The following is a 23,632-nucleotide window of genomic DNA, read 5'->3' on the forward strand; positions in this document are numbered from 1 at the left end:
ACGGCTGGATCCGCACCCATCCACCTGCCTTCTCCTGCGTCGTGTCGGGCCGCGGCCGCTGCCCCGCGCTGTCGGCGGTCCCGGATAGCCTGAACCCATGGCCTCCCGGAAACCCTCCGCCCCCGCGTACGTCTGCACCGAGTGCGGCTGGACGACGGCGAAGTGGGTGGGCCGCTGCGGCGAGTGCCAGCAGTGGGGCACCGTGGCGGAGCAGGCCGCACAGACCGGGATCGTGCGGCGCGTCGAGGCGACCGCCCCGGCCGCCGGGCGTCAGGCGCGGCCCATCACCTCGCTCACATCGGCCGAGTCGCCGCGGCGGTCGAGCGGAGTGGCCGAGTTCGACCGCGTCCTGGGCGGCGGCATCGTGCCCGGAGCGGCGATCCTGCTCAGCGGCGAGCCCGGCGTCGGCAAGTCGACGCTGCTGCTCGAGGTCGCGGCCGCCGGTGCCCGAGCGGGCCGCCGGGTGCTGTACGCGAGCGGCGAGGAGTCCACCGCGCAGGTACGGCTGCGCGCTGAGCGCACCGGGGCCCTCCACGACGAGCTGTATCTCGCCGCCGAGACGGATCTCGGCACGATCCTGGGCCACATCGAGGAGGTCTCCCCCGAGCTCGTGATCGTCGACTCGGTGCAGACGGTCGCCTCAGCGCTGTCGGACGGCGCCGCGGGTCAGCCCGCACAGGTGCGCGAGGTCGCCGCCGCCCTGATCCGGGTGGCCAAGGAGCGGGATCTGCCGATCGTCATCGTGGGCCATGTCACGAAGGACGGCCAGGTCGCGGGTCCGCGGATCCTGGAGCACCTGGTCGACGTGGTCTGCCACTTCGAGGGCGACCGGCAGACGTCGCTGCGCTTCATCCGCGCGCTGAAGAACCGCTTCGGGCCCACAGACGAGGTGGGCTGCTTCGAGATGACCGGATCCGGCATCGCGGAGGTTCCGGATCCGTCGAGCCTGTTCCTGTCCCGCGGACGCCCCGAGCCCGGCACCTGCGTGGCGATCGCGCTCGAGGGCCGGCGGGCGATGCCGGTCGAGGTGCAGGCGCTGACCATTCCGACCCAGGCGCCCAACCCGCGCCGCGTGGTGAACGGACTCGACTCGTCGCGTGTCGCGATGGTGCTCGCGGTGCTCGAGCGACGGGCGGGCTTCAAGACCAGCGACAAGGACGTGTACGTCTCGACCGTCGGCGGCGTGCGGTTCACGGAGCCGGCCGCCGACCTCGCGATCGCGATCGCGGTGGCCGGATCCCTGACCAACGACGCGGTGCCCCGAACGCTCGCGGCCGTGGGCGAGCTGAGCCTCGCGGGCGAGGTGCGCGCCGTCACGCAGGCGGCGCAGCGCCGCTCGGAGGCGGCCCGTCTCGGCTACGCGCACGTGGTCGATGACCGTTCGGCCACGCTGCGCGGCGCCCTCGGCGACGTTAAGGCGCACCGCGCGCCGCGGCGGCTCGACGACGAGGTCCCCGCGTTCTGACCCGCCGCGCCCGCGCCCGAGCGCCCCGTCCCGCTCCGTCTATTTGCGTCAAACTGCGGTTTCAGAGGGCCCAGCACCACAGGTTGACGCAAATAGACGGAAGGTAGGGAAGCGCGGCGCGGCGGGGGCGGGGTCAGGCGTCGAGGGCGCGGAGCAGCTCGGCGGGCGGGGCCTGCATCGGATGCGGGCCGGCGATGTCGAGGAACACGGTCGTGATCACGTCGCGGTGCGCGGTGAGGAACGAGCGCAGCCACGCCGGCGAGTAGATGCCGACGCCGGGGGGAAGGTTGGCGGGCTTGTTCTTCGCGTCGCTGAACAGCAGCAGCGCGACGTCCCCGGTGGACGGATCGCGGTACGTCCACACCTCGCCGCCGTCGAGCGGGTTGTCCCTGGCACCGGGACGGATGAGCGGCACGACGGTGTTCCCGTTGCGCAGCGCCAGCGCGACGGCCGCCATGTCCTGCTTCTCCAGCGCCTGCGCGAGAGCCTCGGAGCGGAACTCCGAGGCGGCGGGAGCCTTTTTCTTCGACTTCTTCGCGGCCATCGTTCCACCTTACGAGAGACGGCGCTCCCGCCGGACGGGAGGCGTCCTGCCCGGAGAAAGAGAGGAGGACCCCTTCTTCCATCGCTTGGGGACAGATGGAGAAGAGGCCCTCGCGTCTTCGAGGACGGACGACGATGCGCTGGGGACGCTGAGTTGTCGAAGCCACTGGGGATGGCGACCCGTCAAGATGTCGAAGACCTTTCCTATGGTATCCCAAAGGACGGTCCGGGGCGACCGTTTCCCATCAGTTGCGCAGTTTCGGCCGCAATTCGCGCGCGTCGCGGACCTCGCGGCGGTCAGTTCAGCAGGAACTGCAGCGGGTTGGTGCTCTGGAACCCGCCGATCGCCACCGTCAGCCGGTAGGCGGCGCCGCCGCCCGGTGCGCGCTGGCGATCCGTGGCCTCGCAGGTGTCCACGCTGGAGCGCGTCCGGTCCCACACCACAGGGGTCGAGCTCGTGATGGTCGCGCCCGCCTTGATCGTCTGGACCGCGTCACTCGGCGTCTGCTGGCAGTCGGTCGAGCGCCACCAGGTGTCGCTGCCGCTCGTGATCGTGAACACCTGCGTTGTCGTGCCGACGTTCATCGTGCAGTCCTTGGCGCTCTTGTTCGTGAGCGAGATCGACAGCTGCGGGTTCTCGTCGGGCGAGTAGGTGTCATGGTCGGTCACGGCGGTGACCTGCACCTCGGCGGCCGTGCACGGAACCGGCCCCGCGTCCGCGGTGCTGGTCGGCGCGGAGGTCGCACCGGGATCGGGGCTCGCGTCGGCAGTCGGATCCGGCGTGGCCGGCGGGGCGCTGGGCGTCGGCGTGGACGTCGGCGAGCTCGGCGCCGGAGTCGGGGTGGCTCCCGATCCGCCGCGCGCGGTGAGCGCCCACACGAGAGCGATCAGCAGAGCGAGCACGACGATGACGGCCCCGAGCACCACGATCCGGCGTCGACGATAGACGGCGGCGGACTGGCGAGGGGTCATGCTTCCAGGTTATGCGGCGCTTCCTGCCGCACCCTGGATGACGCCCGGTTCGTCGTCGGCTTCAGAGATGCTTCAGCATCCGCGTGTTGCCGAGCGTGTTGGGCTTCACGTGCGCGAGGTCGAGGAACTCCGCGACACCCTCGTCCCCGCTGCGCAGCAGCTGGGTGTACACGTCCGGATCCACGACCTGCTCCCCGATCGGCGCGAATCCGCGGCGCTCGAAGAAGGGGACCTCGAAGGTCAGGCAGAACAGGCGGCTGAGTCCGAGGACCTTGGCATGTGCCTCCAGCTGATCGACGATCGCCCGCCCGACGCCGTGGTGCTTCCACTCGTCTTTGACGAGCAGGGTGCGCACCTCCCCCAGGTCCTCCCACATGACGTGCAGGGCACCGCACCCGATCAGCGCGCCGTCGGCCTCCGCGACCACGAACTCCTGCACGGCGCCGTAGAGCACCGCGATGTCCTTGCCGAGCAGGATCCGTCGCTCGACGAGCGGCTCCAGCAGCGCGTAGATGCCCTGGACGTCACCGGCCCGCGCGGGCCGGACGAGGTAGTCGCTCATCCCTCCAGCCTACGACCGCCGCCCGGTGCCGCCCGAACGACGCGGCCCGGCCGCCCTGCGCTCGCGAGCGGGGCGGCCGGGCCGAGGAGACGCACCGGTCGAGTCAGACCGTGACGATCACGTCGTCGGCGTCGATGCGCACGGGGATCGGACGCAGGCCGACGCGGTGATCCACCGGGTGCTTGCCGGTGAGGATGTCGAACTCGAAACCGTGCCACGGGCACACGATGTTGCGATCGGTGGGGTGGAACCCCGGCCCGCCGCTCTTCAGGCCGCCTTCGCCCCGCACGAGCTGCACAGTACGCGGCATGGTCTTGCCCTGGCAGACCGGCCCGCCCTGGTGCGGGCAGACGTTGTACCAGGCGCGCACCTCCCCGGCGTAGAAGTACAGGCCCAGTTCGGTGCCCTCGACGTCGACGACGATCCGCTCTCGCTCCTGCAGGTCCGCGAGGCTGGCGACCACGACGTCGCGTCGGACGACCTGCGCGCTCATTCGGCCCTCCGGTACCAGATCGCCATGTCGAAGAGGTTCACATCGGCGGCATCCAGGAGCGCCGTGACGAGCACGACGGTCTCGGTCGCGTTCAGCGCATCCTCGCGGATCGGCCACGCGATCTTGCCGACGCGGTCGGTCTTGGCAGAGAACAGCCGCGCGGCCGCGTAGAGCACGTCGGCGATCTGCTCGTCGGAGACCTCGGCGCCGAGCTCTTGGTCACCGACGTGCTGCACGAGCTCGCCGAGGCGGGTGATGACGGCCGAGAGCTCGGCGATGTCGGGGACAGTGGTGATGGTGTTCTCAGTCATGTCAGGAGATCCCGGGTCGTTCGAGGAGCACGCGCTCCGCGGAGGGCTTCTTGCGGTCGGTGGGGAGGTTGAACACGCGCGCGGCGTTCAGCCCGAGGATGTTGCGCTTGGCCTGTTCTGAGAGGAACGGCAGGCGCGTGATCGTGGACGGCGCGTCCCAGTCCCAGTGCGGCCAGTCGGATGAGTAGAGCAGCTGGGTCTCGGCGTTGAACGACTTCATGGTCGCCTCGAGGAGCTCCATGTTCGTGCGCTCCATGGGCTGGGTGGTGTACCACATCTCCTTCATGTACTCGCTCGGGAGGCGCTTGAGACCGGGTGCCTCGCTCGGCCTCATGAGGACCTCATGGTCGAGCCGCTGCATGAGGAAGGGGATCCAGGCCAGGCCGCTCTCGACCCAGACCATCTTGAGCTTCGGGAAGCGCTCCGGCATGGCGTTGATGATCCAGTTCGTGACGTGGATCTGGTTGTAGTGCGTGAACGAGAGGGCGTGCATGGAGAGGAAGCGGTTCAGCTGCGCGAACGACGGGTCCCCCCAGTGGTAGCCCGAGTGGAAGGCGAGCGGCTTGCCGCTGTCCTCGATGAGCTTGTAGAGGCGCGTGTAGACGTCGGAGTGCACGGGGTTGTTGCGCGTCGAGCACACCGTGTAGCCGATGATGCCCTCGTTGTCCGCGTACTTCTCGACCAGCTCCTCACACACCTCCGGGGTGTTGTAGGGCAGGTAGAGCATGCCCTTGAGGCGCGGGTTCGGCGGCAGGATCACCTCGGTGAGCCAGCGGTTGAACGCCCGGCCCAGAACGACCTCGACCTCGTCCTGCGGGTGCATGCCGAGCAGCAGCATCGCGCTGGGGAACACGACCTGGTAGTCGAGGCCCATCGCGTCCATGCCGCGCCGGGCGGCGGTGACGAAGGGATGCCCCTCCGTGCCCTCGACCGGCTCCTTCCGGCCCTGGTGGCCGATGCGTCCGCCGACGCTCTGGTGCGACATGCCCGGCTGGATGTTCAGGAGCGCGTTGTTGCCGGCGAAGCCGGCGTACTGGCTCATGCCCAGATCCCGCCAGACGTCGTTGTCGATGAGGTCGAGCACCTCCCCCCAGAAGTGATCCTCCGAGACGTGGGCGTCGATGTCGACGATGAAGTAATCGTCGTAGTCGTCCCGCGCCTGCTTGGTCGCGTGGGCGAGCACGTCTCTCGTGTCCGAGCGGCCGCCGATCTCGGCGAGCTCGCGGATCCGCGGCGCGTCGGAACGGGGCGTGGGCAGGTCACTCATGGGTATTCCTCTCGGGCTTCGTCCGCTCAGTGGGCGGCGACGATCGCATCGGTCATGGTGGTCAGGTAGTCGTCCTCCGAGGGCGCCGCGGCGACCCGGTGCGGGATGACGACGGCACGAGCGGGGTTGACGGCGAAGCCGTATCCGTCGCCCGGGTGCGGCACCGCGTCGGCGGCCATCTCGCCCGTCTCGACGCGGACCCGCAGGGGCAGCCCATCGGCGCGGACGAGGAGGTTGACGGCGCTGCCGAGGTACGTGGTGCGCTCGACGACCGCGGCGAACCGCCCGGCGGCGGGTGCGAGCTCGGCGGCGGGCATGAGCCGGGCGTGCGCCGCCCGGAACGCGATGTCGGCCCGCTCCCCCGGCGCGGCCTCGCCGGTCACGACCCCGGCGATGACGAGCGAGGTCCCGTCGACCTCGACGTCGGCGATGCCGTCGCGCACAGCGCGGATCGTGCCGGGCAGGATGTTCTGGAAGCCCATGAAGTCGGCGACGTACGCCGAGTTCGGCCGGTCGTACAGTTCGCTGGGTGTCCCGTCCTGCACGATGGACCCCTCGCTCATCACGATGATCCGGTCGGAGAGCGTGATGGCCTCCTCCTGATCGTGCGTGACGTAGACCGAGGTCGTCTCGAACTGGTTGTGCAGCGCGCGGACCTGCTGGCCCATCTGGTAGCGCAGCTTGGAGTCGAGGTTGGAGAGCGGCTCGTCGTAGAAGATGATGCCCGGCCGGGCGGCCAGCGCGCGGGCGAGAGCCACCCGCTGCTGCTGGCCACCCGACAGGGCGGTGACCGGACGTTTCTCGAAGTCCGCGAGGCCCACGGCGGAGAGCATGTCCGCGACGCGGGTGCGGCGCTCGGCCGCCCCCACCCTCGCGACCTTGAGCGGGTACGCGACGTTCTCCGCCACGCTCATGTGCGGCCAGAGCGCGTAGCTCTGGAACACCATGCCCACCTGCCGCTTGTCGGCCGGCACGAAGGTGCGCCGGTCGGTGTCGACGACGATGCGATCGCCCATGCTGATGCGACCACCGGTGGGGCGCTCGAGACCGGCCAGGCACCGCAGCGTCGTCGTCTTGCCGCAGCCCGAAGGACCGAGCAGGGTGACGAACTCGCCGGATCCGATCGTCAGATCCAATCCGTGCAGAGCGGTCTTGCCGCCGTAGCGCTTGGTCAGTCCGGATACCTGGACCTCAGTCATGCCGATCAGTGCTCTCTCGTGTGGGGGTCGGGGCCGAGCGCTACTTCTTGAACTGCGTGTTGATGAAGTCGAAGTAGGGCTGGTTGAAGTTCGGGTCGGGGTTGGAGAACGGCAGACGCCCGAGCTTGCTCAGCGCCGGCGCGCCCTGCGGGCCGGGTGCGTCCGGCGTCCAGCCGTAGGATTTGTTCTTCTCGGCGAGCGCCTTCTGCCCCTCCGGCGAGTACAGCCAGTTGATGTAGAGCTGCGCGGCGTCCGCATGCGGGGCCTTGTTCACGATGCACATGCCGGTGCGGGACATGAAGTTGCCGCCGTCATCGAGGGGGAACACCGCGGCGATCGGGCCGCCCTTCGCCTTCACGTCCTCGTAGAAGCCCTGGTAGACCGCGATCCCGATCGGGAAGCGGCCGCTGGCGACGTCGGCGGGGACGTTCGGCTCGGACTGGGCGAACTGCACGTCCTGCTTCGCGAGCGCCTCGACGTAGGGCTTGCCCCACTTGTCGGCGCTCTCGGGCACCATGAGCGACGTGAGGATGTAGCGGATCCCGCCCGGCACCGTCGGGTCGCCGACCGTGATCTTGCCCTTCCACTTCGGGTCGAGCAGGTCCTTCCAGTTCTTCGGGGCCTCGTTCTCCTTGACCGTGTCGGTGTTGTAGACGAACACGAAGTAGCGCATCGCGTAGTAGGTGAGGCGTCCGTCGAAGTTCGTCGGGATCTCGAAGCCGTCCGGCGCCGTCTGCACGTCGGCCTTGGTGCACAGATCTGCCTTCGCGGCGACCTGCGGCGACTCGCCGCCGTCGTAGATGTCGGCGATACGGTTGCCGCTCTGCGCCTCAGTCTCGATCTTGGTGATGCTCTGCGCGTCCGGCTGGTCCTGCTGAACGACCTTGATGCCGGGGAAGCGGTCCGTGAACGCCTTGAACAGCGCCTTCTGGGAGGAGACGCTGGGCCCGTAGACCACGATGTCCGTCTTCCCGTCGGCGACGGCCTTGCTGTACAGGTCGTTCATGTGCTTGTTGCCCGCGGCACTGGTCCCGGGCACCTCGATCGGAGTGTCGGGCTTGGCCGCGGCCGTGCCGGAGGAGCACGCGGTCAGGGCGGCGAGTGCGCCGATGGCCAGGGTGGCCGTGGCGAGGCGGAGGGTGGTGCGGGAGAACGTCATCATTCTTCCTCTCGGGTGTGTCAAGGGGTGATCCGGGTGAGGGGGACTGAGGGGGCGCGGCCCGAGCGGCCGGCGCGGGCGCGGAGGACCGCGGCGAGTTTCATGGATCCCGCGGCGAACGCGAGCACGGCCATGGCCGCGACGAGGATGATCATGAACAGGGCGGCGCCCTGCGACATGTTGCCCTGGAGGAACTGCTGGAAGGCGGTCAGTGAGACCGGCTGGAGCCCCGGAGGCGCGAGCAGCATCGGCACCGACAGGTTGCCCGCGATGAAGAGCGCGGACAGGAACCAGCCCGACAGGAAGCTGGGCACGACGAGCCGCAGCACGATCGTGAGCAGCACCCGCCAGGATCCTGCCCCGGACGTGCGTCCGGCCTCCTCGAGCTCGGGCGAGAGCTGGGCGAGGGCGCCCTCCGCGATCCTGCTGGAGACCGGGATCGTGGCGACGATGAGCACGAGGGTCATGAGGAATGCCGTGCCGTAGAGCCCCCGGAACGCCGGCACGTAGAGCACCGCGAACATGTACGCCAAGGCCAGGACGATGCCCGGCAGCGCCCACGGGATCCACACCGAGAACGACGTGTAGGAGCGGATGAAGCCGGTCCGGCGCGCCGTGACGTACGTGGTGAGCAGCGCGACCGCGATCGATCCGAACCCGCCGATCACAGCGAGCCAGGCGGTGAGGCCCAGACTCGAGCTGAACTCGGGATCTGTGAGCATCTGCACGTAGTTGTCGAACGTGAGTCCGGTGCTCACGACGCCGAAGATCGGCTGCAGGCTGCCCAGGATCATGGCGAACAGCGGCAGGATCACGTTCAGCAGCAGGAACACGACGATGAGGGCGGACAGGACCCAGCGCACCGGGCCGAGTTCCTGCGGCTCGCGCCGCGAGGTCTTTCCGGTGAGGGTGGTGAAGCTGCGGCCCCGCAGGATCCAGCGCTGGGCAAGGAACAGCAGCAGCACGAGCACGATGAGCACGAGAGACAGCGCGAAGGCCTTCGTGTACTCGGCCGGCGCCTGATCGCGCACGTAGTGGAAGATCTGCGTCGAGAACACGAAGATGTTGGCCTGGCGCCCGATCAGCTGCGGGCTGTCGAAGGACTGGAACACGAGGACGGCGATGAGGATCGCGGCTCCGGTGATCGCGGGTCCCACCGACGGGATCGTGATCGTGAAGAAGGTGCGCACCGCTCCGGCCCCGCTGATCGCGGCCGCTTCGTCGAGCGACTGGTCGCGGTTCTTGAAGGCGCCGAGCATGAGCAGGTATGCGAACGGCATGTACCCCAGCGACATGAGAAGGAACAGGCCGCCCCAGCTCTGGATGTTCATGATCGGGCCGTGCATGCCGAGCATGCGCCCGAACTGGTTCAGCAGCCCGTTCTGCGGGTTGCCGAGCATGATCCAGCCGAGCGTGTGGAACAGCGGGGGCACGAACAGGTTCACCGCCATCAGCGGGGTCAGCAGTCGCCGCCCCGGCACGTTGGTGTTCGCCGCGATCCAGGCGAAGAGCCCGCCGCCGGCGACCGAGATCGTGCCGCAGACGACCACGAGCAGCAGCGAGTTGCCCATGGTCTTCCAGGTCTCGGGATCCTGGAACGCCGCGACCAGTCCGCCGATCGTGAAGGGCAGGTCGTCCGACGGGAGGCCGTCGCGGAAGGCGCCGATCGCGATCATCGAGACCGGATAGACGAACACGAGCGTCAGGGCGGCGAGGAACACCGTCCAGCCGAACCCGCCGGTCAGCGAGCGCCGGATCGATGCTCGCCGGTCGCGTTCGAAGTCGCTTGCCGTCACTGCCCTCTTCTTCCGTTCGCGAGAGCGGATCCGAGACCCCCGGTCACCCGGGATCAGACCGCTCCGTCTGTCGTGTTGTCAGCGTAGGAAGCCGTTGCGCGGGCCTCATCGGGCCCGGCTCCGAAGTCCTTCCCGGGCGATCCGACACGGTGTCGGAACCCGGTCCGCCGGGGGTGCGATCGTGTCGGTCGGCGATCCCCGGCGCGCGATCGCGACGCGCCGGGGATCGATCGGCGGTTCAGAGCAGGGCGGCCAGGACGGCGTCGTTCTCGGCGGGCAGGCCCACCGTCACACGGACGCCGCCCGCGTTCGGGAACGGGCGGGCGAGCACGCCCTGCTCGGCGAACCGGGCCATGAGGGCGCTCGCGTCGCCCGGGAGGAAGAGGAAGTTGGACTGGCTCGGGAGGACCTCCACGCCGGCCTCGTCGAGCGCCCGCACGATGCGCGCGCGCTCCATGACGATGGTGGCGACCCGCTTGGCGGCGATCTCGATGCCCTCCGGGCTGAAGGCCGCGATGAGCGCGGCCTCGGCGATCCCGTTCAGCGCGAAGCCGACGGAGGTGCGCCGCAGCGCCTCCGCGATCCGCTCCGAGGCCGCTGCGTACCCGGCCCTGATGCCGGCGAGACCGTGCGACTTCGAGAGCGTGCGCAGGATCACGAGGTTCTCGAACTCGTCCAGCAGCGGCAGCGTGGCCTCGACGGGCTCGTCGGTCACGAATTCCCGGTACGCCTCGTCGAGCACGACGATCACGCTCTCCGGCACGCCCCGCAGGAAGGCCCGCAGGCCTTCGACCGGGATGAGTCCGCCGGTGGGGTTGTTCGGGTTGCAGAGGTAGACGATGCGCGTCTCGGGGCGGATCGCGGCGGCCATCGCCGGCAGGTCCATCGCCCCGTCGTCGGCCAGCCCCACGGCGGACGCGTCGGCGCCGGCGAGCGAGAGGGCCGCCTTGTACGCCTCGAAGGACGGCGCGGGGTACACGCCGTGAACCCCGGGCTCGCAGACGAGCCGGGCGAGCCCGTGGAGCAGTGAGCCGGAGCCGTTGTCGACGGCCACCCGGTCGGGGTCGACGCCGAGTGCGTCCGCGATCGCGGCTCGCGCGGCGGCGCGGTGGTAGTCGGGGTAGCGGTGCGACGTCTCGACCGCCGCGGACATGGCCGCCACGATCGGCGCCGAGGGCGTCCAGGGCATCTCGTTCTGCGAGAGCCGGATCGGCGGCGGGGTCGCCCCGGCGGGACGATTCGGGGTCTGCAGCATCTCGTCGACGACGCCTCGGAACTCGAGCGGCATGCGTCCTCCTCGGGCGGAAGTTAATTCTTAATAATGAATATGAACATTATTGAAGACGCGCCGCCCTGTCAACCCGCCGAGCTCCTCGGATCGTCAGGAGAGGAGGGTGGCGACCGAGGAATGCCGGTGCCGCTCGGCCGCGGAGCGCGCAAGGGCGTGGTCGCGCCGCTCCACGGCTTCCGCGAAGTCCAGGTGGGTCCGCAGACGCTCGGGCGTGCTGGGCGCCGTAGCACCCTCGAGCTGCTCGGCGATGATGTAGTCGACGAGGTTCGTGTAGAGGCTGCGCAGCAGTTCGTTCGGCGTGATCTCGGCGATCCGCGCATGCAGCGCCCAGATCGCCGACGGGCCCGCCTCGGTGCCCCACACAGCCTGGAGCCGCTCGGCGAGCGTCGCGATCTCGGCGATGTCGTCGTCGCTCGCGTGCTCGATCGCATCGTGCAGCACGAGGCCGTCCAGGGCGTCCAGCACGCGGAGGCAGTCGCTCGCGGTCGCCTTGCCCTCGCGCAGCTGCAGCAGCTGGTCGCTGAGCTGCATGAACGGCGAACGCGATGCGACGAAGATGCCGCCGCCGGGGCCGGGCTTCGCGTCCACGACGCCGCGCGAGCGCAGCAGCTGGATCGCCTCACCGAGGGTCGCGGGGGCCACCCCGAACCGGGTGGCGAGCTCCTGCCGCCTCCCGATGAAGTGCCCCGCCTTCCAGCCCCCCGAGACGATCTCGTCCTCGAGCGACTTCGCCACCTGCACGGCGACGGCGGCGTTGGTGATCTGCGTCATGACTTCCCCCGGTGATCCCTGCGGTGACCCCGAGCCGGTCACGCGTGAGTACAGAGTATGAGGTGACCCGCCTCGGCGCACCATCTATTGGATATATTCATCATATCCAATCGGCATCGGCGGCCACGGATCGTCGACCTGGGACGAAGGAGCCCCCATGGCGGATCCCCTCGCACTCCGCGCGGACGCGGGAGCACTCCTGCCCGACCTCATCGCCCTGCGTCGCACGCTGCACGCGCATCCCGAGGCGGGTTTCGCCCTCCCCCGGACGCAGCGCGCCGTACGGGAGGCGCTCGACGGCCTCGGTCTCGCGGTCACCACGGGCACCGAGGACTTCTCCTCGATCACGGCCGTGGTGCACGGTTCCCGCCCTGGCCCCGCCGTGCTGCTGCGTGCCGACATGGACGCCCTCCGCGTGCCGGAGCGCACCCGGCTCCCCTACTCCTCCCGCACGGACGGGATCATGCACGCGTGCGGACACGACCTGCACACCGCGGGGCTCGTCGGCGCCGCCCGGCTGCTGGCCGCGCGGCGGGATCGGATGGCCGGCTCGGTCGTGCTCATGTTCGAGCCCGGCGAGGAGGCCGGGGGCGGAGCCCTCCGGATGATCCGCGAGGGCGTGCTCGACGCCGCGGGACCCCGCGTCGAGGCAGCGTACGGCGTGCATGTGCTCCCCGGCGCCGCCGGGGTCTTCTCGACCCGCGGCGGGACGATCATGGCGGGCGCCTGCGCACTCGAGATCGTGGTCGAGGGCCGCGGCGGTCACGGGTCCCGTCCGCAGCAGGCGGTCGATCCGGTGCCGGCCGTCGCGCAGATCGTCCTCGCCCTGCACGCGTTCGCGACCCGGCGATTCCCCGTCTCGGATCCGATCGTCCTGTCCGTGACCAAGCTCTCCGGGAGCGAGATCATCAACGCGATCCCCGACACCTCCTCGCTCGGGGCCACCATCCGCATCCTCTCGGAGCGCAGCCGGCGCGTGCTGGAAGCGGAGCTTCCTGCGCTGGCGGAGGGGATCGCCGCGGCGCACGGCTGCCGGGCCGAGGTCTCGTTCCGCACCGTGTATCCCGTCACCGTCAACGACGAGAGGTGCGCGGAGCGAGCGCTCGCGACGATCGGCGCGCTCCTCGGCGAGGGCCGGGCGCTGCACGCGACGGAGCCCTCCATGGCCTCCGAGGACTTCTCCGCCGTGCTCGCCCAGGTGCCGGGCGCGTTCCTCTTCGTCGGCGCGACGCCGGAGGGGATCGACCCCGACGAGGCGGAGATGAACCACTCCCCCCGCGCGGTGTTCGACGACGGGATCCTCGCAGACCAGGCGGCCGCGCTCGCCGCGCTCGCGCTCGGGCACGTGGGCGCCGACCGCGGATGACCCCGGTCCGCAGGACGTGCCCGCGCGCGTCGGACGGCGGCGCAGAGCCGCGCTCGAGACCGTGCCGCCTCGACGGCCCGGCGGCCTCGCCGGCCGCCGGGCGCGGATCAGTGCTTCTCGTGGATGAGGGACCACGGCGAGGGGAACACGTCCACCCGCACCCGGACGATCGCCGGACGCCGGGCCGCGATCGAGGCCTCGATCGCGGTGCGGACCCCGTCGGCGTCCTCGACGTCCACGAAGTCGATCCCGAACGCCTGCGCGAGCAGCGCGAAGTCGGGGTTGACGAGGTCGGAGCCGATGAAGCGCCCGCCGTAGGTGTCGCGCTGGATGCGCCACACGTTGCCGAATCGCCCGTCCTCGAACAGCACGGTGACGAGCGGGATCCCGTAGCGCTTGGCGGTCGCGAACTCCTGCAGCGACCAGCCGATCCCGCCGTCGCCGGTGACCGCGACGACCGGGCGCCCGCCCGAGCCCACCGCGGCGCCGAGCGCCGTGGGCATCGCGTAGCCGAGCGTGCCCTGGTAGCCGGGCCACACGTACGAGTGCGGCGCCTGCACGGGGAAGCCGTAGGTGGAGACATAGCCGATCTGGGTCAGCTCGTTGACGTAGACGCCGTCCTCGGGCAGCGCGGCCCGGATCGCGTCGACGAAGGCCATCTGGGGTGCGACGCGCTCGCGGATCCGCCCCTCGCACTCGGCACGAAGTCGCCGCAGCTCCTCACCCCAGCCCTCGCGCGCCGGAGCCTCGGCGACCAGCGCCTCGAGCACCGCGGTCGCGTCGGCCTGGATCGCGAGGTCGGGCCGTCGCGGGGATCCGAGATCCGCAGCCTCGACGTTCACGAGAGCGATCCGCGCATCGCCGACGTTCAGCTGCTGCCCGAACGGCGTGAGGAAGCGGCTGCCGAACGAGACCACGAGATCGGCCGTCGCGCGCAGCTCCCAGAGCGCGAAGGCCGGGAGGGCATGCGGATCGCGGGCGTCGATCGCGCCCCGTCCGTTCTCGCTCATGACGACCGGGGCATCCAGCTTCTCGGCGAGGGCGGCGATGAGCGCGAACGCGCGCGTCCCGCGCACGCCGCCGCCGACGTGCAGCACCGGGCGCTCGCTCTCCGCGAGCAGGCGCAGCAGCGCCGCCACGTCCTCGGCCGGCGCGACCGGCGCCTCCGCCGCGAACGGGTCGCCGACCTCGACGTCGATCTCGGCGTGCAGCAGATCCGGCCCCAGCTCCAGGGCGACGGGGCGCGGACGGCCCGTGCGCATCTGACGGAAGCCCTCGTGCACCAGCTCGGGGATCTCCTCCGCTCGGGTGGGGCGCACCGACCACTTGGTCAGACCCTGGACCGTCTCGCTCTGTCGCGGGATCTCATGCAGCGCGCCGAGGCCGCCGCCGACGAGGCGCGAGGGGATCGTGCCGGCCAGCAGCATGACCTGCGAAGAGCAGGCGTACGCGGTCGCCATGCCCGCTCCTGCGTTGAGCACGCCGGGGCCGGGCACCACCATCGCGACGCCCGGCTTGCCGGACGCGCGGTGATAGCCGTCCGCCATGTACGTCGTGCTCTGCTCGTGCCGCGGGACCAGCAGGTCGATCTCGTCCTGCTTGCGGTACATCCCGTCGATGAGCCCATCCAGCTGCACGCCGGGGATTCCGAAGACCGTCTCGACGCCCTCGCTGAGCAGGGCCAGGGTGAGCGCGTCGCCGCCTGTCATCTTTGCCATCGCATCGCCTCTCAAGAAATGAATATAATGAATATAGATCTATTTCCCGGATCTCTGCAACGCGGCCGCCCGTCGACCGCTTCGGCGGAGGCTCGCGACCGCTCGCGGCAGACACCGGGGAGCAGCAGGAAGGGAGGCGGCCGATGACGCTCGAAGCGCAGGTCCAGGCCTATGCGGACCGGCTCGGACGACCGATCATCGTGTTCGACACCGAGTTCGCGGTCATCGCGTTCAGCGTGCACGACGGCGATGTCGACCATGCGCGGCTGGCGATCATCCTCGCCCACCGGGGATCCTCCCGCGCGAGGGAGTCGATCAAGGAGTTCCGCGTCGGCCAGGCCGACGGCCCTGTGCAGATCCCGGCGATCGAGGGCGGACAGACCCGGCTCGTCGCACCGATCCGGCACGACGGCCATCTCGTGGGCTACGTCTCGTCGACGATCCCCGAGGGGCATGAGCCCGCGGCCGACGACGAGGTGCTGCGCACCGGGCGCGAGCAGCTCGGCGTGGTGCTCGCCGCGATGGCACTCGGCAACCGGCAGGACGAGGACCGGGCGCTTCGACTGCTCTCCGCCCTGTTCGGCGGTGGTGCGGAGCAGCGCGCACGAGCCGCGGACGAGCTGCTCACGAGCGGACTGCTCTCCCCCGCCCCGCATTACACGGCGATCTCCCTCGCCGTGGCCCCCGACGCGACGGCGAGCGCAGCGACGTTGCGCCTGCTGCTGGACAGGGCCGTCGCGAGCATCCCGGTGTTCCCCACGCTCAAGGCCGTCGGCGCCGTGATCGACGGGGAAGCCGTGATCGCCGTCCCCTACGAGATCGACGCCGACCGACTCACCGCCCTCCTCGAGCAGCCGGCGTTCTCCGCCCTGCGCGCCGGGATCGGCGGCGCGCACGCCCCGCTCGCCTCGAGCACCCGCTCTCTCCGGGAAGCGCGGATCGCCCAGCGGGCCGCGGTGGTCGACCCCGAGCGCGGCAGCGTCGCGCACTGGGCCGAACTGGGCCTCGATCGGGTGCTGCTGCAGCTGCCGCTCGCCGAGCTCGCCCTGACCGACCTCCCCGGCGCCGTGCAGCGCCTGCTCGATGCACAGTCCGGGCCCGACCTCGCGCACACGCTCGAGGCGTATCTGGACTGCGGCTGCGATGCGCAGCGCACGGCGCAGGAGCTCCACGTGCACCGGAGCACGCTCTACTACCGGCTCGATCGGATCCGGGCGATCGCCGATGTCGACCTCGCCGACGGGGGTGTGCGCCGCGAGCTGCACACCGCGCTGCGCGTCGCGACGCTCGCCGGCCTGCGCTGAGGCGCAGACACCGCCCGGACAATTGACTATATTGATTAGAGTTTATTGCGGCCGTCCTGCGATCGCCGCGAATCCGCCGCGTGCAAGGGAGCTGTCATGAACCTACTGCTGACCTCGGTCTCCGACCCCGACGGCCGCCCCATCCTCGATGCCGCGACCCGCGCGGAGGTCGGGCGTGCCCCGATCCGCACCATCGCGGATCTGGATCGGGCCATCGACGCCGCGCGGGCCGCCCAGCCCGGCTGGGCGGCACTCGGCCACGCCGAGCGTTCCCGACTGCTGCACCTCGTGGCCGATGACCTCGACGCGCATGCCGACGAGCTCGGCGAGATCGTCACCGCCGAACAGGGCAAGATCGACGGCGCCGGAGAGGTGCACGGTGCCGCGCACTGGCTGCGTGCCGCCGCCGACACGGTTCTGGAGCCGCAGGTGCTGCGACAGGAGGGCGACTCCCGCGCCGAACTGCACTACGTCCCCCTCGGCGTGGTCGCCTCGATCGGCCCCTGGAACTTCCCGGTCATGATCTCGGTCTGGCACATCGCGCCGGCGCTGCGCATGGGCAACACGGTCGTCATGAAGCCGTCGGAGAACACCCCGTTGAGCGTGCTGGCCCTCGCAGAGGTCTTCCGGCGGCACCTGCCGTCCGACGTCGTGACCGCCGTCTCCGGCGACCGCGAGGTCGGGGCGGCGCTGGCCGCCCACCCCGATGTCGCGAAGATCGTGTTCACCGGATCCACCCCCACCGGGCGGCGGATCGTCGAGAGCTCGGCGCACAACCTCGCACGGCTCACGCTCGAGCTCGGCGGCAACGACGCCGGGATCGTGCTGCCGGGCACGGACGTCGCGGCGGTCGCCGACCGCCTGTTCTGGGGCGCCTTCATGAACACGGGGCAGGTGTGCGCCGCCCTCAAGCGCCTCTACGTGCATGACTCGGTCTACGACGAGGTGGTCGCCGCGCTCGCCGAGCGCGCCGAGGCCGCGCCGATGGGGTCCGGTCACGACAAGAGCAACCGGCTCGGCCCCGTGCAGAACCCCGCCCAGTTCGACATCGTCTCGCGCCTCGTCGACGACGCCCGCGAGCGCGGGGGCAGGATCGTCACGGGAGGTGCGCCGGCTGCCGACCTCGGCCCGCTCTTCTACCGCGCCACGATCGTCGCCGACGTCGAGGACGGCACGGCGATCGTCGACGAGGAGCAGTTCGGACCCGTGCTGCCCGTCGTGCGCTACACCGACGTCGACGATGCGGTGCGCCGCGCGAACGGCACGGAGCAGGGCCTCGGCGCCTCCGTGTGGGGTCCGGACGCCGACGCCGCCGCCGAGGTCGCCCAGCGTCTCGACGCCGGCACCGTCTGGATCAACCAGCACGGCGGTGTGGATCCGTCTATCCCCTTCGGCGGGACGAAGGCCTCCGGCTACGGATTGGAGTTCGGGGTCGAGGGTCTCAAGGCGATGGCGGCGACGAAGGTCATCCGCCGCTGAGCGACGGCCCTGCCACGAAGAAGGTCGCCTTCCGGCATCGGGAGGCGACCTTCTTCGTGGCAGGGGACGCGCCCGATCAGGCGGCCCCGCGGAGCAGCTCCCAGAGCGCGGCGGCCTCCGGAGCGGTCGGGGCGGCGCCGCGCCAGACCACGGTCTGGTCCTGCCGGACGAGGGTGATCGGCTGGTCGTACTCCGCCGGGAGCCCTTCCGCGACCTCGACCGCGGCGAACGGGATCCCGCGCAGCTCGGCGGCCGCGGCGAGCACCGCGATGGGCACGCCCGGCGCGCAGACCGCCGTGTATCCCGCGGAGAGCCGATCGTAGAGCGAGGTCCCGTCAGCGAGGCGGAAGTGCGGCGCACGGCAGCCCGGGACGGTCGAGGGCGTGTACGAGCCCATCGTGTAGCCGGGCGCCGTGCCGCCGTCGTAGTGGATGATCGGCGAGGCGTCGTAGCTGTAGCCGTAGTTGAGGCCCGCCGCGGCGAACTGCGGCTCGTTGAGATCGTGCACGGCCGCGCCGAACACGCGACGCGCCTCCTCCCCCGCGGGCCCGTCGTCCTCGAGCGCCGCGGGCAGCCCGGGCTTGGCGAGCTTCTGCTGGTGGCTCATCGCGAAGTGCGAGACCTGCTCCGTGATCGGTCGCCGCTCGGCCTGGTACGCGTCCAGGATCCGCTCGTCCGCCCAGCCGGCGATCCTCGCGCCGATCAGCCAGGTGAGATTCAGCACGTCTGCGATGCCCGCGTTCATGCCGAACCCGGCGAACGGCACCCAGAGGTGGCACGCGTCGCCCGCGATGAACACTCGGCCGTCGCGGAAGCGGTCGGCCAGCAGGCGGCGCGCGACCCAGTCCTCCTTCGAGACGACCTCGTAGGAGAAGCTCTCGTCGACGCCGAGGATCGCGCGGATCGCGGCATCGCGGTCGACGGATCCGGGATCCTGCGCCTCCTCGGGCGAGAGGTAGGTGTGCACGAGGAACGTGCCGGTGCCGTCGATGGCGTAGACGTGCCCCACGCGCCGCGGGTTGAACGTGTAGTAGCCCCAGGCACGGGGCTCGTCGGCCGACATGAGCGCGTAGAGGTGCGGGGCGCGGATGCACGTCGACTGCACGTGCTGCAGCACCGGGTCGCCGCTGAGCTTCGCCCCGAGCTGCTTGCGCACGGCCGAGCGTCCGCCGTCCGCGCCGATGAAGTAGCGGGCGCGCAGGGTGCGCTCGTTCTCGCCGTCGAGGTCGCTGATCGTCGCGGTCACGCCGTCCGCGTCCTGTGCGAAGGAGTGGAACCGGGTGCGGTTGAGGAGCGTCACACCGTGCGCCGCCGCCGCGCGCCGGGCGAGGATCGGCTCCAGGAACGTCTGGTTGATGCGGTGCGGCGGCTCGGGCGTCGCCCAGGTCGTGTCCGGTCCGTCCGTCGCGGTGTACCGCTCGCCGCTCGCCGGGATCGGGATCCGGGACAGCTCGCGCCCGGTGAGGGAGGTACGGAACGCCACGTCCTGCGGGTAGTCGGCGGGCAGCCCCGCGGCGCGCACCTCGGCCGCGATCCCGAGCCTGCGCAGGCTCTCCATGGTGCGGGAGGCGACGTGGTTGCACTTCACGTTCGGCGGCTCGAGGAACTCGCGCGTCTCGACCACGATCGTCGAGATCCCGCGGGAGGACAGGTCGAGCGCGGCGAGCAGGCCGACCGGGCCCGCTCCGATGATGAGGACGTCGGCGTCCGGCGTGCCGGTCATCGTGCTCCGTTCGGGTCGGCCGCCGGACGGATCGGATCACCGAGGCGGCGGAAGTCGTAGAGGTCGAGGGTGAGTTCCCCCGCGCGCAGGCGCGCCATGTACGCGTCCTCCTTCGCCGCGCGGGCACGGGCGGCCTCCAGGATGCGGTCGACGTCGCCGGAGGGGAGGATCGCGACGCCGTCCCGGTCCGCGACGACCAGGTCGCCGGCGTTCACGACCCGGCCGCGCAGGGTGATCGGGATCCCGATCGTGCCGGGCCACTGCTTGATCGTGCCGCGGATGGAGATCGAGGTGCTGAACGCGCCGAAGCCGAGCTCGCGCAGCTGCGCGGTGTCGCGCACGCCGCCGTCGATCACGAGGCCCGCGATGCCGCGCGCCTGCGCGGCCGCCGCCATGACCTCGCCCCAGTAGCCGAAGGGCGCTCCGCCGCCGTCGACGACGAGCACGTCGCCGGGGCCGGCCGCCTCGAGGCCGTGGTGCAGGGCGAGGTTGTCCCCCGCCTGCGCCGCCACCGGCACCGCGCGGCCGACGATCTCCGCACCGTCCCAGGCCGGGCGGAACGCCGCGTCGAGGAAGCAGTCCTGCCCGGAGGCCTCGTACAGCGTCGCGCTGCCGAGCCGCAGCAGCTCCGCGGCGTCGATCGGATCCGCGCCGCTCACGCCTCGGCCCGCTGCAGGTCGTGGTAGCCGTAGCGCGCGCGGGCCTCCGCGATCGAGGCGCCGGCGAGCGCCGCGGCGAGGATCGACTCCTCGCGGGCGTGGATCGTCTCCGCGACCTCGAGCACCTCGGCCTCGCAGTCCTGCGGGATCACGACGACCCCGTCGGAGTCGCCGAGCAGGATGTCGCCCGGCCGCACGGTGACGCCGCCGATCGTGACCGGCCCCTGCTCCTCGGCGACCTCGACCCTGTCCTTGCCGGTGCGCATGAAGCGCCCGCGACTGTAGATCGGGTACCCGATCGACAGGGCGCGGTGCGTGTCGCGGCACACGCCTTCGATCACGGTGCCGGCGATCCCCCGGTGGTGCGCGACGGCGGTGAGGATGTCCCCCCACACCGTGCAGTCCACGCGGGCGTCGTTGTCGAGCACGACCACCTGCCCCGGCTCGACCTGGTCGATGAAGTCCCCGACCGTGCCGGCCGGCACCTGGGCGCTGACGTAGCGGACGGTGAAGGCGCGGCCGACCATGCGCTGACCGTCGGCGAGCGGCGCGAGGCCGAGCAGGCTTCCGGGGCGACGCAGCTTGTCGAGCGCGTCCGAGACGGTGGCGGTGCCGAGCTCCCGGAAGCGCTCGATGAGGGGATCCGTCATGGCTTCTGCTCCTCTGCGGTGACGGTGGGGAACTGGGAGTCGTGCATGACCTCGCTCACGTCCCGGCCCGCGCGCACGGCCTCCGCCATGCGCTCCTCCCGGTCCGCGATGCGGCGGGCGAGGCGCACCACGCGCTCGGCCTGGTCGGCGGCGACGAAGACGACGCCGTTGACGTCCGCGATCACGTAGTCGTAGGAGGCGACCGGTACTCCCGCGACCTGGATCCGCTCGTCCGCCGCCTGCTGCACGATCCGGCCGCGCGCGCTCACGGGCACGGCCGCGCGGGCGTACAGGGGCAGGCCGAGCGCGGCGCTCTCCTGCACGTCGCGGCACGCGCCGTCGACGATCACGCCGACCACGCCGCGGCGCGCGGCCGCCTCGGCGAGCAGGCCGCCCCAGCACGACACGTCGGTGCGGCCGTGGTTGTCGATCACGACGACGTCGTCGGGCTCTGCGACGGCGACGAGCGGCGTCGCGATGTGCGTCGCCGGACCGGCCGCCGCCTTGGGCGCCGCCGTGACCGTGCGCACCCGGCCCGCGGTCACGCCGGTCGACGGCCAGCGCGGCGACAGGGCCGTGACGGCGCCCGGGAGGCCGAGCGTGTCCAGCGCATCCGACACCGCGCAGCTGTCCAGCTCGCGCAGCGCCGCGACGATCGGATCGGTCATCAGGGGGTCCGCTCCCAGGTGAGGAAGCCCATCGCGTTGCCGGTGCCGGCCTCGGTGCGGTAGCACGGCTCGTAGTCGACGTTCGTGACGCTGAGTCCGACCTCGTCGGCGATGCCGGCGACCGCGATCCAGTTGCGCAGCTCGGAGGCGCCCGACATCATCTCGCCCGCGGGGACCGACGAGAGGTACTCGGCGTCGTGATCCTTCATCGCCTGGATGAACTCGGAGTCGAGCTTCTCGTCGATGACGAAGTGGCTGAGGCCGCCGGAGGCGACGACGCCGACGCGCAGGTCGCCGGGGAACGACTGGATCGCACGACCCACCGCACGTCCGAAGTCGTAGCAGCGCTTGGCGCTCGGCGGGTTCGGCTCCCAGAACGTGTTGATGAAGATCGGCACCATCGGGATCGTCGACTCCTGGCCGAGGAACCGCTGGTAGATGAAGCCGAAGCCATGCGGGATCGTGTGGTTCTCGTAGCGTCCCGCCGGGATGATCTCCGTCGCGCCGGTGTCGAAGTCGTCCGCCTGGGTCGACTGGATGATGTGCTTGCCGAGCGCGCGGTGCGTGGGGCGCATGACCGTTCGATCGGGCACATCCCCCATCGCGGCCTCGGCGAGGCCGGGCGCCATCTCGTCCAGCTGCGCCCGCGTGTACGGCACGTGCGCGACCTCGTCCCCCCAGAACACCGAGAACGGCGCGAGCCACTCGTCGCCGTAGGTCTCCTTGTGGTCGCTCGAGATGATGACGAGCACGTCCACGTCCTGGTCGGCGATGAAGCGCGAGAGCGAGTCCATCGACGCCTGGCAGCTGTCCCAGCGGCGCTGCATGACGTCGTGCGTGATCTCGGCGGAGAAGTCCTCGCGGAGGGCCTTGAGCTCCTCGAACGAGTAGGTGCCCCCGCGGAACTTCAGGCCTTTGCTGCGACGGTCGGCGACGCCGCGCGTCTCCCAGGCCTCGGGCGGCGCGGCCTTGAGCTGCGGGCCGTGCGAGGTGCCGAATCCGGCGACGATCTCGGTCATGGTGGATCCTTTCTCGGAATGCGGGACGCGGCTGTCAGAGACGGAAGAGGGCGCGCGCGTTGTTCTCGAGCACGTCGGCGCGACGATCGTCGTCGAGCCACTCGATGTCGTCGATGAGCAGGTGGATGTCGTCGAACCAGCGCCCGGTCGCCGGGTCGATCTGCGATCCGGTGCCGGGCTTCTCGGATCCGAAGAGCACGCGGTCGGTGCCGACCGCCTTGAGCAGCAGCTCGAGACTCTCCTGCGTGTAGAGGCAGGAGTCGAAGTGGAAGTTGCGCAGCTTGTCGAGGTAGGAGACGCCGGTGCGCACGACCGAGGGCAGGAACCGGCCCATCTGGTACGGGATCGCCCCGCCGCCGTGCGCGACGACGACCTTGAGGTCCGGGAAGTCGGCGAAGACGTTCGCCTGGATCATGCTCCAGACCGAGACCGTCTCCTCCTGGATGAAGTGGAGGCTGTACGGCTCGCGGGAGGGGAACTTGCATCCCGCGGAGTGCAGCAGCATCGGCACGTCGAGCTCGCAGAGCGCCTCGTAGAGCGGGTACCAGTAGCGCTCGCCCATCGCGGGTGGCACCTCGGTGCCCTCGTAGGGGTCGGAGTTGACCATCGCCCCGACGAACCCGAGCTCCGTGACGGCACGGCGCAGCTCGGGCAGCCACTGCTCGACGCTCAGGTACGGGCTCTGCGGGATCCCGGCGACGCCCCGGAAACGACCGGGGAAGAGCCCGGTCGCGCGGTGGATGAGGTTGTTGGTCTCGGCCGTGAACCACTCGACGATCTTCGTCGGGCGCTCGGAGTGCATCGCGTGGAACGGGCGCGGGGAGAGCAGCTGCAGATCGATCCCCGCGCCGTCGATGTGGTCGAGGTGCGAGATGTTCCCGAAGCTCGGATGCGGCGCGTTGTACGAGGCGATGAGGGCATCGTCGCTGATGACCGGGGGCTTGCCGCCGTGCGAGCCGCGCGCAGCGAGGAGCGAGGCCTTCCACGCGTAGTACGCGTCCGGCGCGGACATGTGGCCGTGGACATCGATGATCACGGGGGCTCCTTCTGAGTCTTCTGCGGTCCGGAGGGCCGGGGCTTCGTCGCTGTCTCGACGTTATGAGAGGCCCGATCCGGGCGGATCGGCGGGCTGCGGGAAACTCCGCCGGGCGGATCCGACACGGTGTCCGAATCGGATCCGCCCACGGTGCGGCCCTTCGGGCGCCGCGGCCCTGAGG

General features: G+C 70.8%; 22 protein-coding genes. 4 read left to right on the forward strand and 18 right to left on the reverse strand.

The window, feature by feature from the left end:
• Positions 1 to 97 precede the first annotated feature (97 nt).
• Positions 98 to 1,465, forward strand: coding sequence for a DNA repair protein RadA (radA, locus tag NFX31_RS14435; RefSeq protein WP_045249412.1), 1,368 nt, complete (start codon positions 98 to 100; stop codon positions 1,463 to 1,465).
• A 133-nt stretch (positions 1,466 to 1,598) separates the two neighbouring features.
• On the opposite strand, the gene NFX31_RS14440 is transcribed toward radA, so the two are convergent.
• The 11 genes from NFX31_RS14440 to NFX31_RS14490 form a co-directional block, all read right to left on the reverse strand.
• Positions 1,599 to 2,009, reverse strand: a complete 411-nt coding sequence (locus NFX31_RS14440) for a dehydrogenase (RefSeq protein ID WP_091479743.1) — start codon at positions 2,007 to 2,009, stop codon at positions 1,599 to 1,601.
• A 296-nt stretch (positions 2,010 to 2,305) separates the two neighbouring features.
• On the reverse strand, positions 2,306 to 2,980 hold the full coding sequence (locus NFX31_RS14445; RefSeq protein ID WP_262956025.1) for a hypothetical protein: 675 nt from the start codon (positions 2,978 to 2,980) through the stop codon (positions 2,306 to 2,308).
• A gap of 61 nt (positions 2,981 to 3,041) precedes the next feature.
• The gene (locus NFX31_RS14450; protein WP_262956026.1) at positions 3,042 to 3,542 is read right to left on the reverse strand and encodes an amino-acid N-acetyltransferase; all 501 of its coding nucleotides are present in this window, start codon (positions 3,540 to 3,542) and stop codon (positions 3,042 to 3,044) included.
• A gap of 103 nt (positions 3,543 to 3,645) precedes the next feature.
• Positions 3,646 to 4,035 (reverse strand): Rieske (2Fe-2S) protein, encoded by a 390-nt coding sequence (locus NFX31_RS14455; RefSeq protein WP_262956027.1) that lies wholly within the window; start codon positions 4,033 to 4,035, stop codon positions 3,646 to 3,648.
• Positions 4,032 to 4,346 carry a hypothetical protein gene (locus tag NFX31_RS14460; RefSeq protein ID WP_045249417.1) on the reverse strand — a complete coding sequence of 105 codons (315 nt, stop codon included), beginning with the start codon at positions 4,344 to 4,346 and terminating at the stop codon, positions 4,032 to 4,034. The genes NFX31_RS14455 and NFX31_RS14460 overlap by 4 nt, the downstream gene beginning before the upstream one ends.
• Position 4,347: 1 nt before the next feature.
• Positions 4,348 to 5,613 carry an amidohydrolase family protein gene (locus NFX31_RS14465; RefSeq protein WP_052674159.1) on the reverse strand — a complete coding sequence of 422 codons (1,266 nt, stop codon included), beginning with the start codon at positions 5,611 to 5,613 and terminating at the stop codon, positions 4,348 to 4,350.
• Positions 5,614 to 5,639: 26 nt separating this feature from the next.
• Complete coding sequence (locus NFX31_RS14470) at positions 5,640 to 6,812, reverse strand: ABC transporter ATP-binding protein (RefSeq protein ID WP_045249418.1); 1,173 nt, start codon at positions 6,810 to 6,812, stop codon at positions 5,640 to 5,642.
• 40 nt (positions 6,813 to 6,852) lie between these two features.
• Positions 6,853 to 7,971 (reverse strand): ABC transporter substrate-binding protein, encoded by a 1,119-nt coding sequence (locus NFX31_RS14475; RefSeq protein WP_045249419.1) that lies wholly within the window; start codon positions 7,969 to 7,971, stop codon positions 6,853 to 6,855.
• A gap of 20 nt (positions 7,972 to 7,991) precedes the next feature.
• Positions 7,992 to 9,767 carry an ABC transporter permease gene (locus NFX31_RS14480; RefSeq protein ID WP_262956028.1) on the reverse strand — a complete coding sequence of 592 codons (1,776 nt, stop codon included), beginning with the start codon at positions 9,765 to 9,767 and terminating at the stop codon, positions 7,992 to 7,994.
• Positions 9,768 to 10,005: 238 nt separating this feature from the next.
• The gene (locus NFX31_RS14485) at positions 10,006 to 11,055 is read right to left on the reverse strand and encodes a pyridoxal phosphate-dependent aminotransferase (protein ID WP_262956029.1); all 1,050 of its coding nucleotides are present in this window, start codon (positions 11,053 to 11,055) and stop codon (positions 10,006 to 10,008) included.
• Between the two features lie 93 nt (positions 11,056 to 11,148).
• Positions 11,149 to 11,829: a FadR/GntR family transcriptional regulator gene (locus tag NFX31_RS14490; RefSeq protein ID WP_045249422.1), complete on the reverse strand. Its 681-nt coding sequence runs from the start codon at positions 11,827 to 11,829 to the stop codon at positions 11,149 to 11,151.
• Positions 11,830 to 11,986: 157 nt separating this feature from the next.
• Between NFX31_RS14490 and NFX31_RS14495 the strand changes: the two genes are divergently transcribed.
• Positions 11,987 to 13,195 carry a M20 metallopeptidase family protein gene (locus tag NFX31_RS14495; protein ID WP_262956030.1) on the forward strand — a complete coding sequence of 403 codons (1,209 nt, stop codon included), beginning with the start codon at positions 11,987 to 11,989 and terminating at the stop codon, positions 13,193 to 13,195.
• Positions 13,196 to 13,302: 107 nt separating this feature from the next.
• On the opposite strand, the gene NFX31_RS14500 is transcribed toward NFX31_RS14495, so the two are convergent.
• A complete protein-coding gene (locus tag NFX31_RS14500; RefSeq protein WP_262956031.1) occupies positions 13,303 to 14,913 on the reverse strand; it encodes a thiamine pyrophosphate-binding protein in 1,611 nt (536 codons plus the stop codon).
• 143 nt (positions 14,914 to 15,056) lie between these two features.
• Between NFX31_RS14500 and NFX31_RS14505 the strand changes: the two genes are divergently transcribed.
• Both NFX31_RS14505 and NFX31_RS14510 read left to right on the forward strand, forming a co-directional pair.
• Positions 15,057 to 16,217 carry a PucR family transcriptional regulator gene (locus NFX31_RS14505; RefSeq protein WP_262956032.1) on the forward strand — a complete coding sequence of 387 codons (1,161 nt, stop codon included), beginning with the start codon at positions 15,057 to 15,059 and terminating at the stop codon, positions 16,215 to 16,217.
• Between the two features lie 96 nt (positions 16,218 to 16,313).
• Entirely contained in the window at positions 16,314 to 17,696 is a 1,383-nt protein-coding gene (locus tag NFX31_RS14510) for an aldehyde dehydrogenase family protein (RefSeq protein ID WP_262956033.1), read from the forward strand.
• A 76-nt stretch (positions 17,697 to 17,772) separates the two neighbouring features.
• Here the strand turns inward: NFX31_RS14510 and NFX31_RS14515 are convergent, their stop codons facing one another.
• Genes NFX31_RS14515 through NFX31_RS14540 form a run of 6 tightly spaced genes read right to left on the reverse strand, consistent with a single transcriptional unit; the run spans position 17,773 to position 23,451 of the window.
• On the reverse strand, positions 17,773 to 19,419 hold the full coding sequence (locus NFX31_RS14515; protein ID WP_262956035.1) for an FAD-dependent monooxygenase: 1,647 nt from the start codon (positions 19,417 to 19,419) through the stop codon (positions 17,773 to 17,775).
• On the reverse strand, positions 19,416 to 20,078 hold the full coding sequence (locus tag NFX31_RS14520; protein ID WP_248700363.1) for a 4-carboxy-4-hydroxy-2-oxoadipate aldolase/oxaloacetate decarboxylase: 663 nt from the start codon (positions 20,076 to 20,078) through the stop codon (positions 19,416 to 19,418). The genes NFX31_RS14515 and NFX31_RS14520 overlap by 4 nt, the downstream gene beginning before the upstream one ends.
• Positions 20,075 to 20,728, reverse strand: a complete 654-nt coding sequence (locus tag NFX31_RS14525; protein ID WP_045249428.1) for an RraA family protein — start codon at positions 20,726 to 20,728, stop codon at positions 20,075 to 20,077. Before NFX31_RS14525 ends, NFX31_RS14520 begins: the two co-directional genes overlap by 4 nt.
• Complete coding sequence (locus NFX31_RS14530) at positions 20,725 to 21,396, reverse strand: RraA family protein (protein ID WP_262956036.1); 672 nt, start codon at positions 21,394 to 21,396, stop codon at positions 20,725 to 20,727. Before NFX31_RS14530 ends, NFX31_RS14525 begins: the two co-directional genes overlap by 4 nt.
• The gene (locus NFX31_RS14535; RefSeq protein ID WP_045249429.1) at positions 21,396 to 22,415 is read right to left on the reverse strand and encodes a DODA-type extradiol aromatic ring-opening family dioxygenase; all 1,020 of its coding nucleotides are present in this window, start codon (positions 22,413 to 22,415) and stop codon (positions 21,396 to 21,398) included. The genes NFX31_RS14530 and NFX31_RS14535 overlap by 1 nt, the downstream gene beginning before the upstream one ends.
• Before the next feature lie 34 nt (positions 22,416 to 22,449).
• Positions 22,450 to 23,451 (reverse strand): amidohydrolase family protein, encoded by a 1,002-nt coding sequence (locus NFX31_RS14540; RefSeq protein ID WP_091479802.1) that lies wholly within the window; start codon positions 23,449 to 23,451, stop codon positions 22,450 to 22,452.
• Positions 23,452 to 23,632 lie beyond the last annotated feature (181 nt).

The sequence above is a fragment of the Microbacterium azadirachtae genome, assembly GCF_025583665.1.
GTDB classification, from domain to species: Bacteria; Actinomycetota; Actinomycetes; order Actinomycetales; family Microbacteriaceae; genus Microbacterium; species Microbacterium azadirachtae.

Coding starts and splice junctions, on each gene's coding strand:
- NFX31_RS14500 (WP_262956031.1), bottom strand. CDS start 14,913: ATGGCAAAGATGACAGGCGGCGACGCGCTCACCCTGGCCCTGCTCAGC.
- NFX31_RS14525 (WP_045249428.1), bottom strand. CDS start 20,728: ATGACGGATCCCCTCATCGAGCGCTTCCGGGAGCTCGGCACCGCCACC.
- NFX31_RS14465 (WP_052674159.1), bottom strand. CDS start 5,613: ATGAGTGACCTGCCCACGCCCCGTTCCGACGCGCCGCGGATCCGCGAG.
- NFX31_RS14530 (WP_262956036.1), bottom strand. CDS start 21,396: ATGACCGATCCGATCGTCGCGGCGCTGCGCGAGCTGGACAGCTGCGCG.
- NFX31_RS14470 (WP_045249418.1), bottom strand. CDS start 6,812: ATGACTGAGGTCCAGGTATCCGGACTGACCAAGCGCTACGGCGGCAAG.
- NFX31_RS14510 (WP_262956033.1), top strand. CDS start 16,314: ATGAACCTACTGCTGACCTCGGTCTCCGACCCCGACGGCCGCCCCATC.
- NFX31_RS14515 (WP_262956035.1), bottom strand. CDS start 19,419: ATGACCGGCACGCCGGACGCCGACGTCCTCATCATCGGAGCGGGCCCG.
- NFX31_RS14505 (WP_262956032.1), top strand. CDS start 15,057: ATGACGCTCGAAGCGCAGGTCCAGGCCTATGCGGACCGGCTCGGACGA.
- NFX31_RS14445 (WP_262956025.1), bottom strand. CDS start 2,980: ATGACCCCTCGCCAGTCCGCCGCCGTCTATCGTCGACGCCGGATCGTG.
- NFX31_RS14455 (WP_262956027.1), bottom strand. CDS start 4,035: ATGAGCGCGCAGGTCGTCCGACGCGACGTCGTGGTCGCCAGCCTCGCG.
- NFX31_RS14460 (WP_045249417.1), bottom strand. CDS start 4,346: ATGACTGAGAACACCATCACCACTGTCCCCGACATCGCCGAGCTCTCG.
- radA (WP_045249412.1), top strand. CDS start 98: ATGGCCTCCCGGAAACCCTCCGCCCCCGCGTACGTCTGCACCGAGTGC.
- NFX31_RS14450 (WP_262956026.1), bottom strand. CDS start 3,542: ATGAGCGACTACCTCGTCCGGCCCGCGCGGGCCGGTGACGTCCAGGGC.
- NFX31_RS14535 (WP_045249429.1), bottom strand. CDS start 22,415: ATGACCGAGATCGTCGCCGGATTCGGCACCTCGCACGGCCCGCAGCTC.
- NFX31_RS14495 (WP_262956030.1), top strand. CDS start 11,987: ATGGCGGATCCCCTCGCACTCCGCGCGGACGCGGGAGCACTCCTGCCC.
- NFX31_RS14490 (WP_045249422.1), bottom strand. CDS start 11,829: ATGACGCAGATCACCAACGCCGCCGTCGCCGTGCAGGTGGCGAAGTCG.
- NFX31_RS14440 (WP_091479743.1), bottom strand. CDS start 2,009: ATGGCCGCGAAGAAGTCGAAGAAAAAGGCTCCCGCCGCCTCGGAGTTC.
- NFX31_RS14475 (WP_045249419.1), bottom strand. CDS start 7,971: ATGACGTTCTCCCGCACCACCCTCCGCCTCGCCACGGCCACCCTGGCC.
- NFX31_RS14485 (WP_262956029.1), bottom strand. CDS start 11,055: ATGCCGCTCGAGTTCCGAGGCGTCGTCGACGAGATGCTGCAGACCCCG.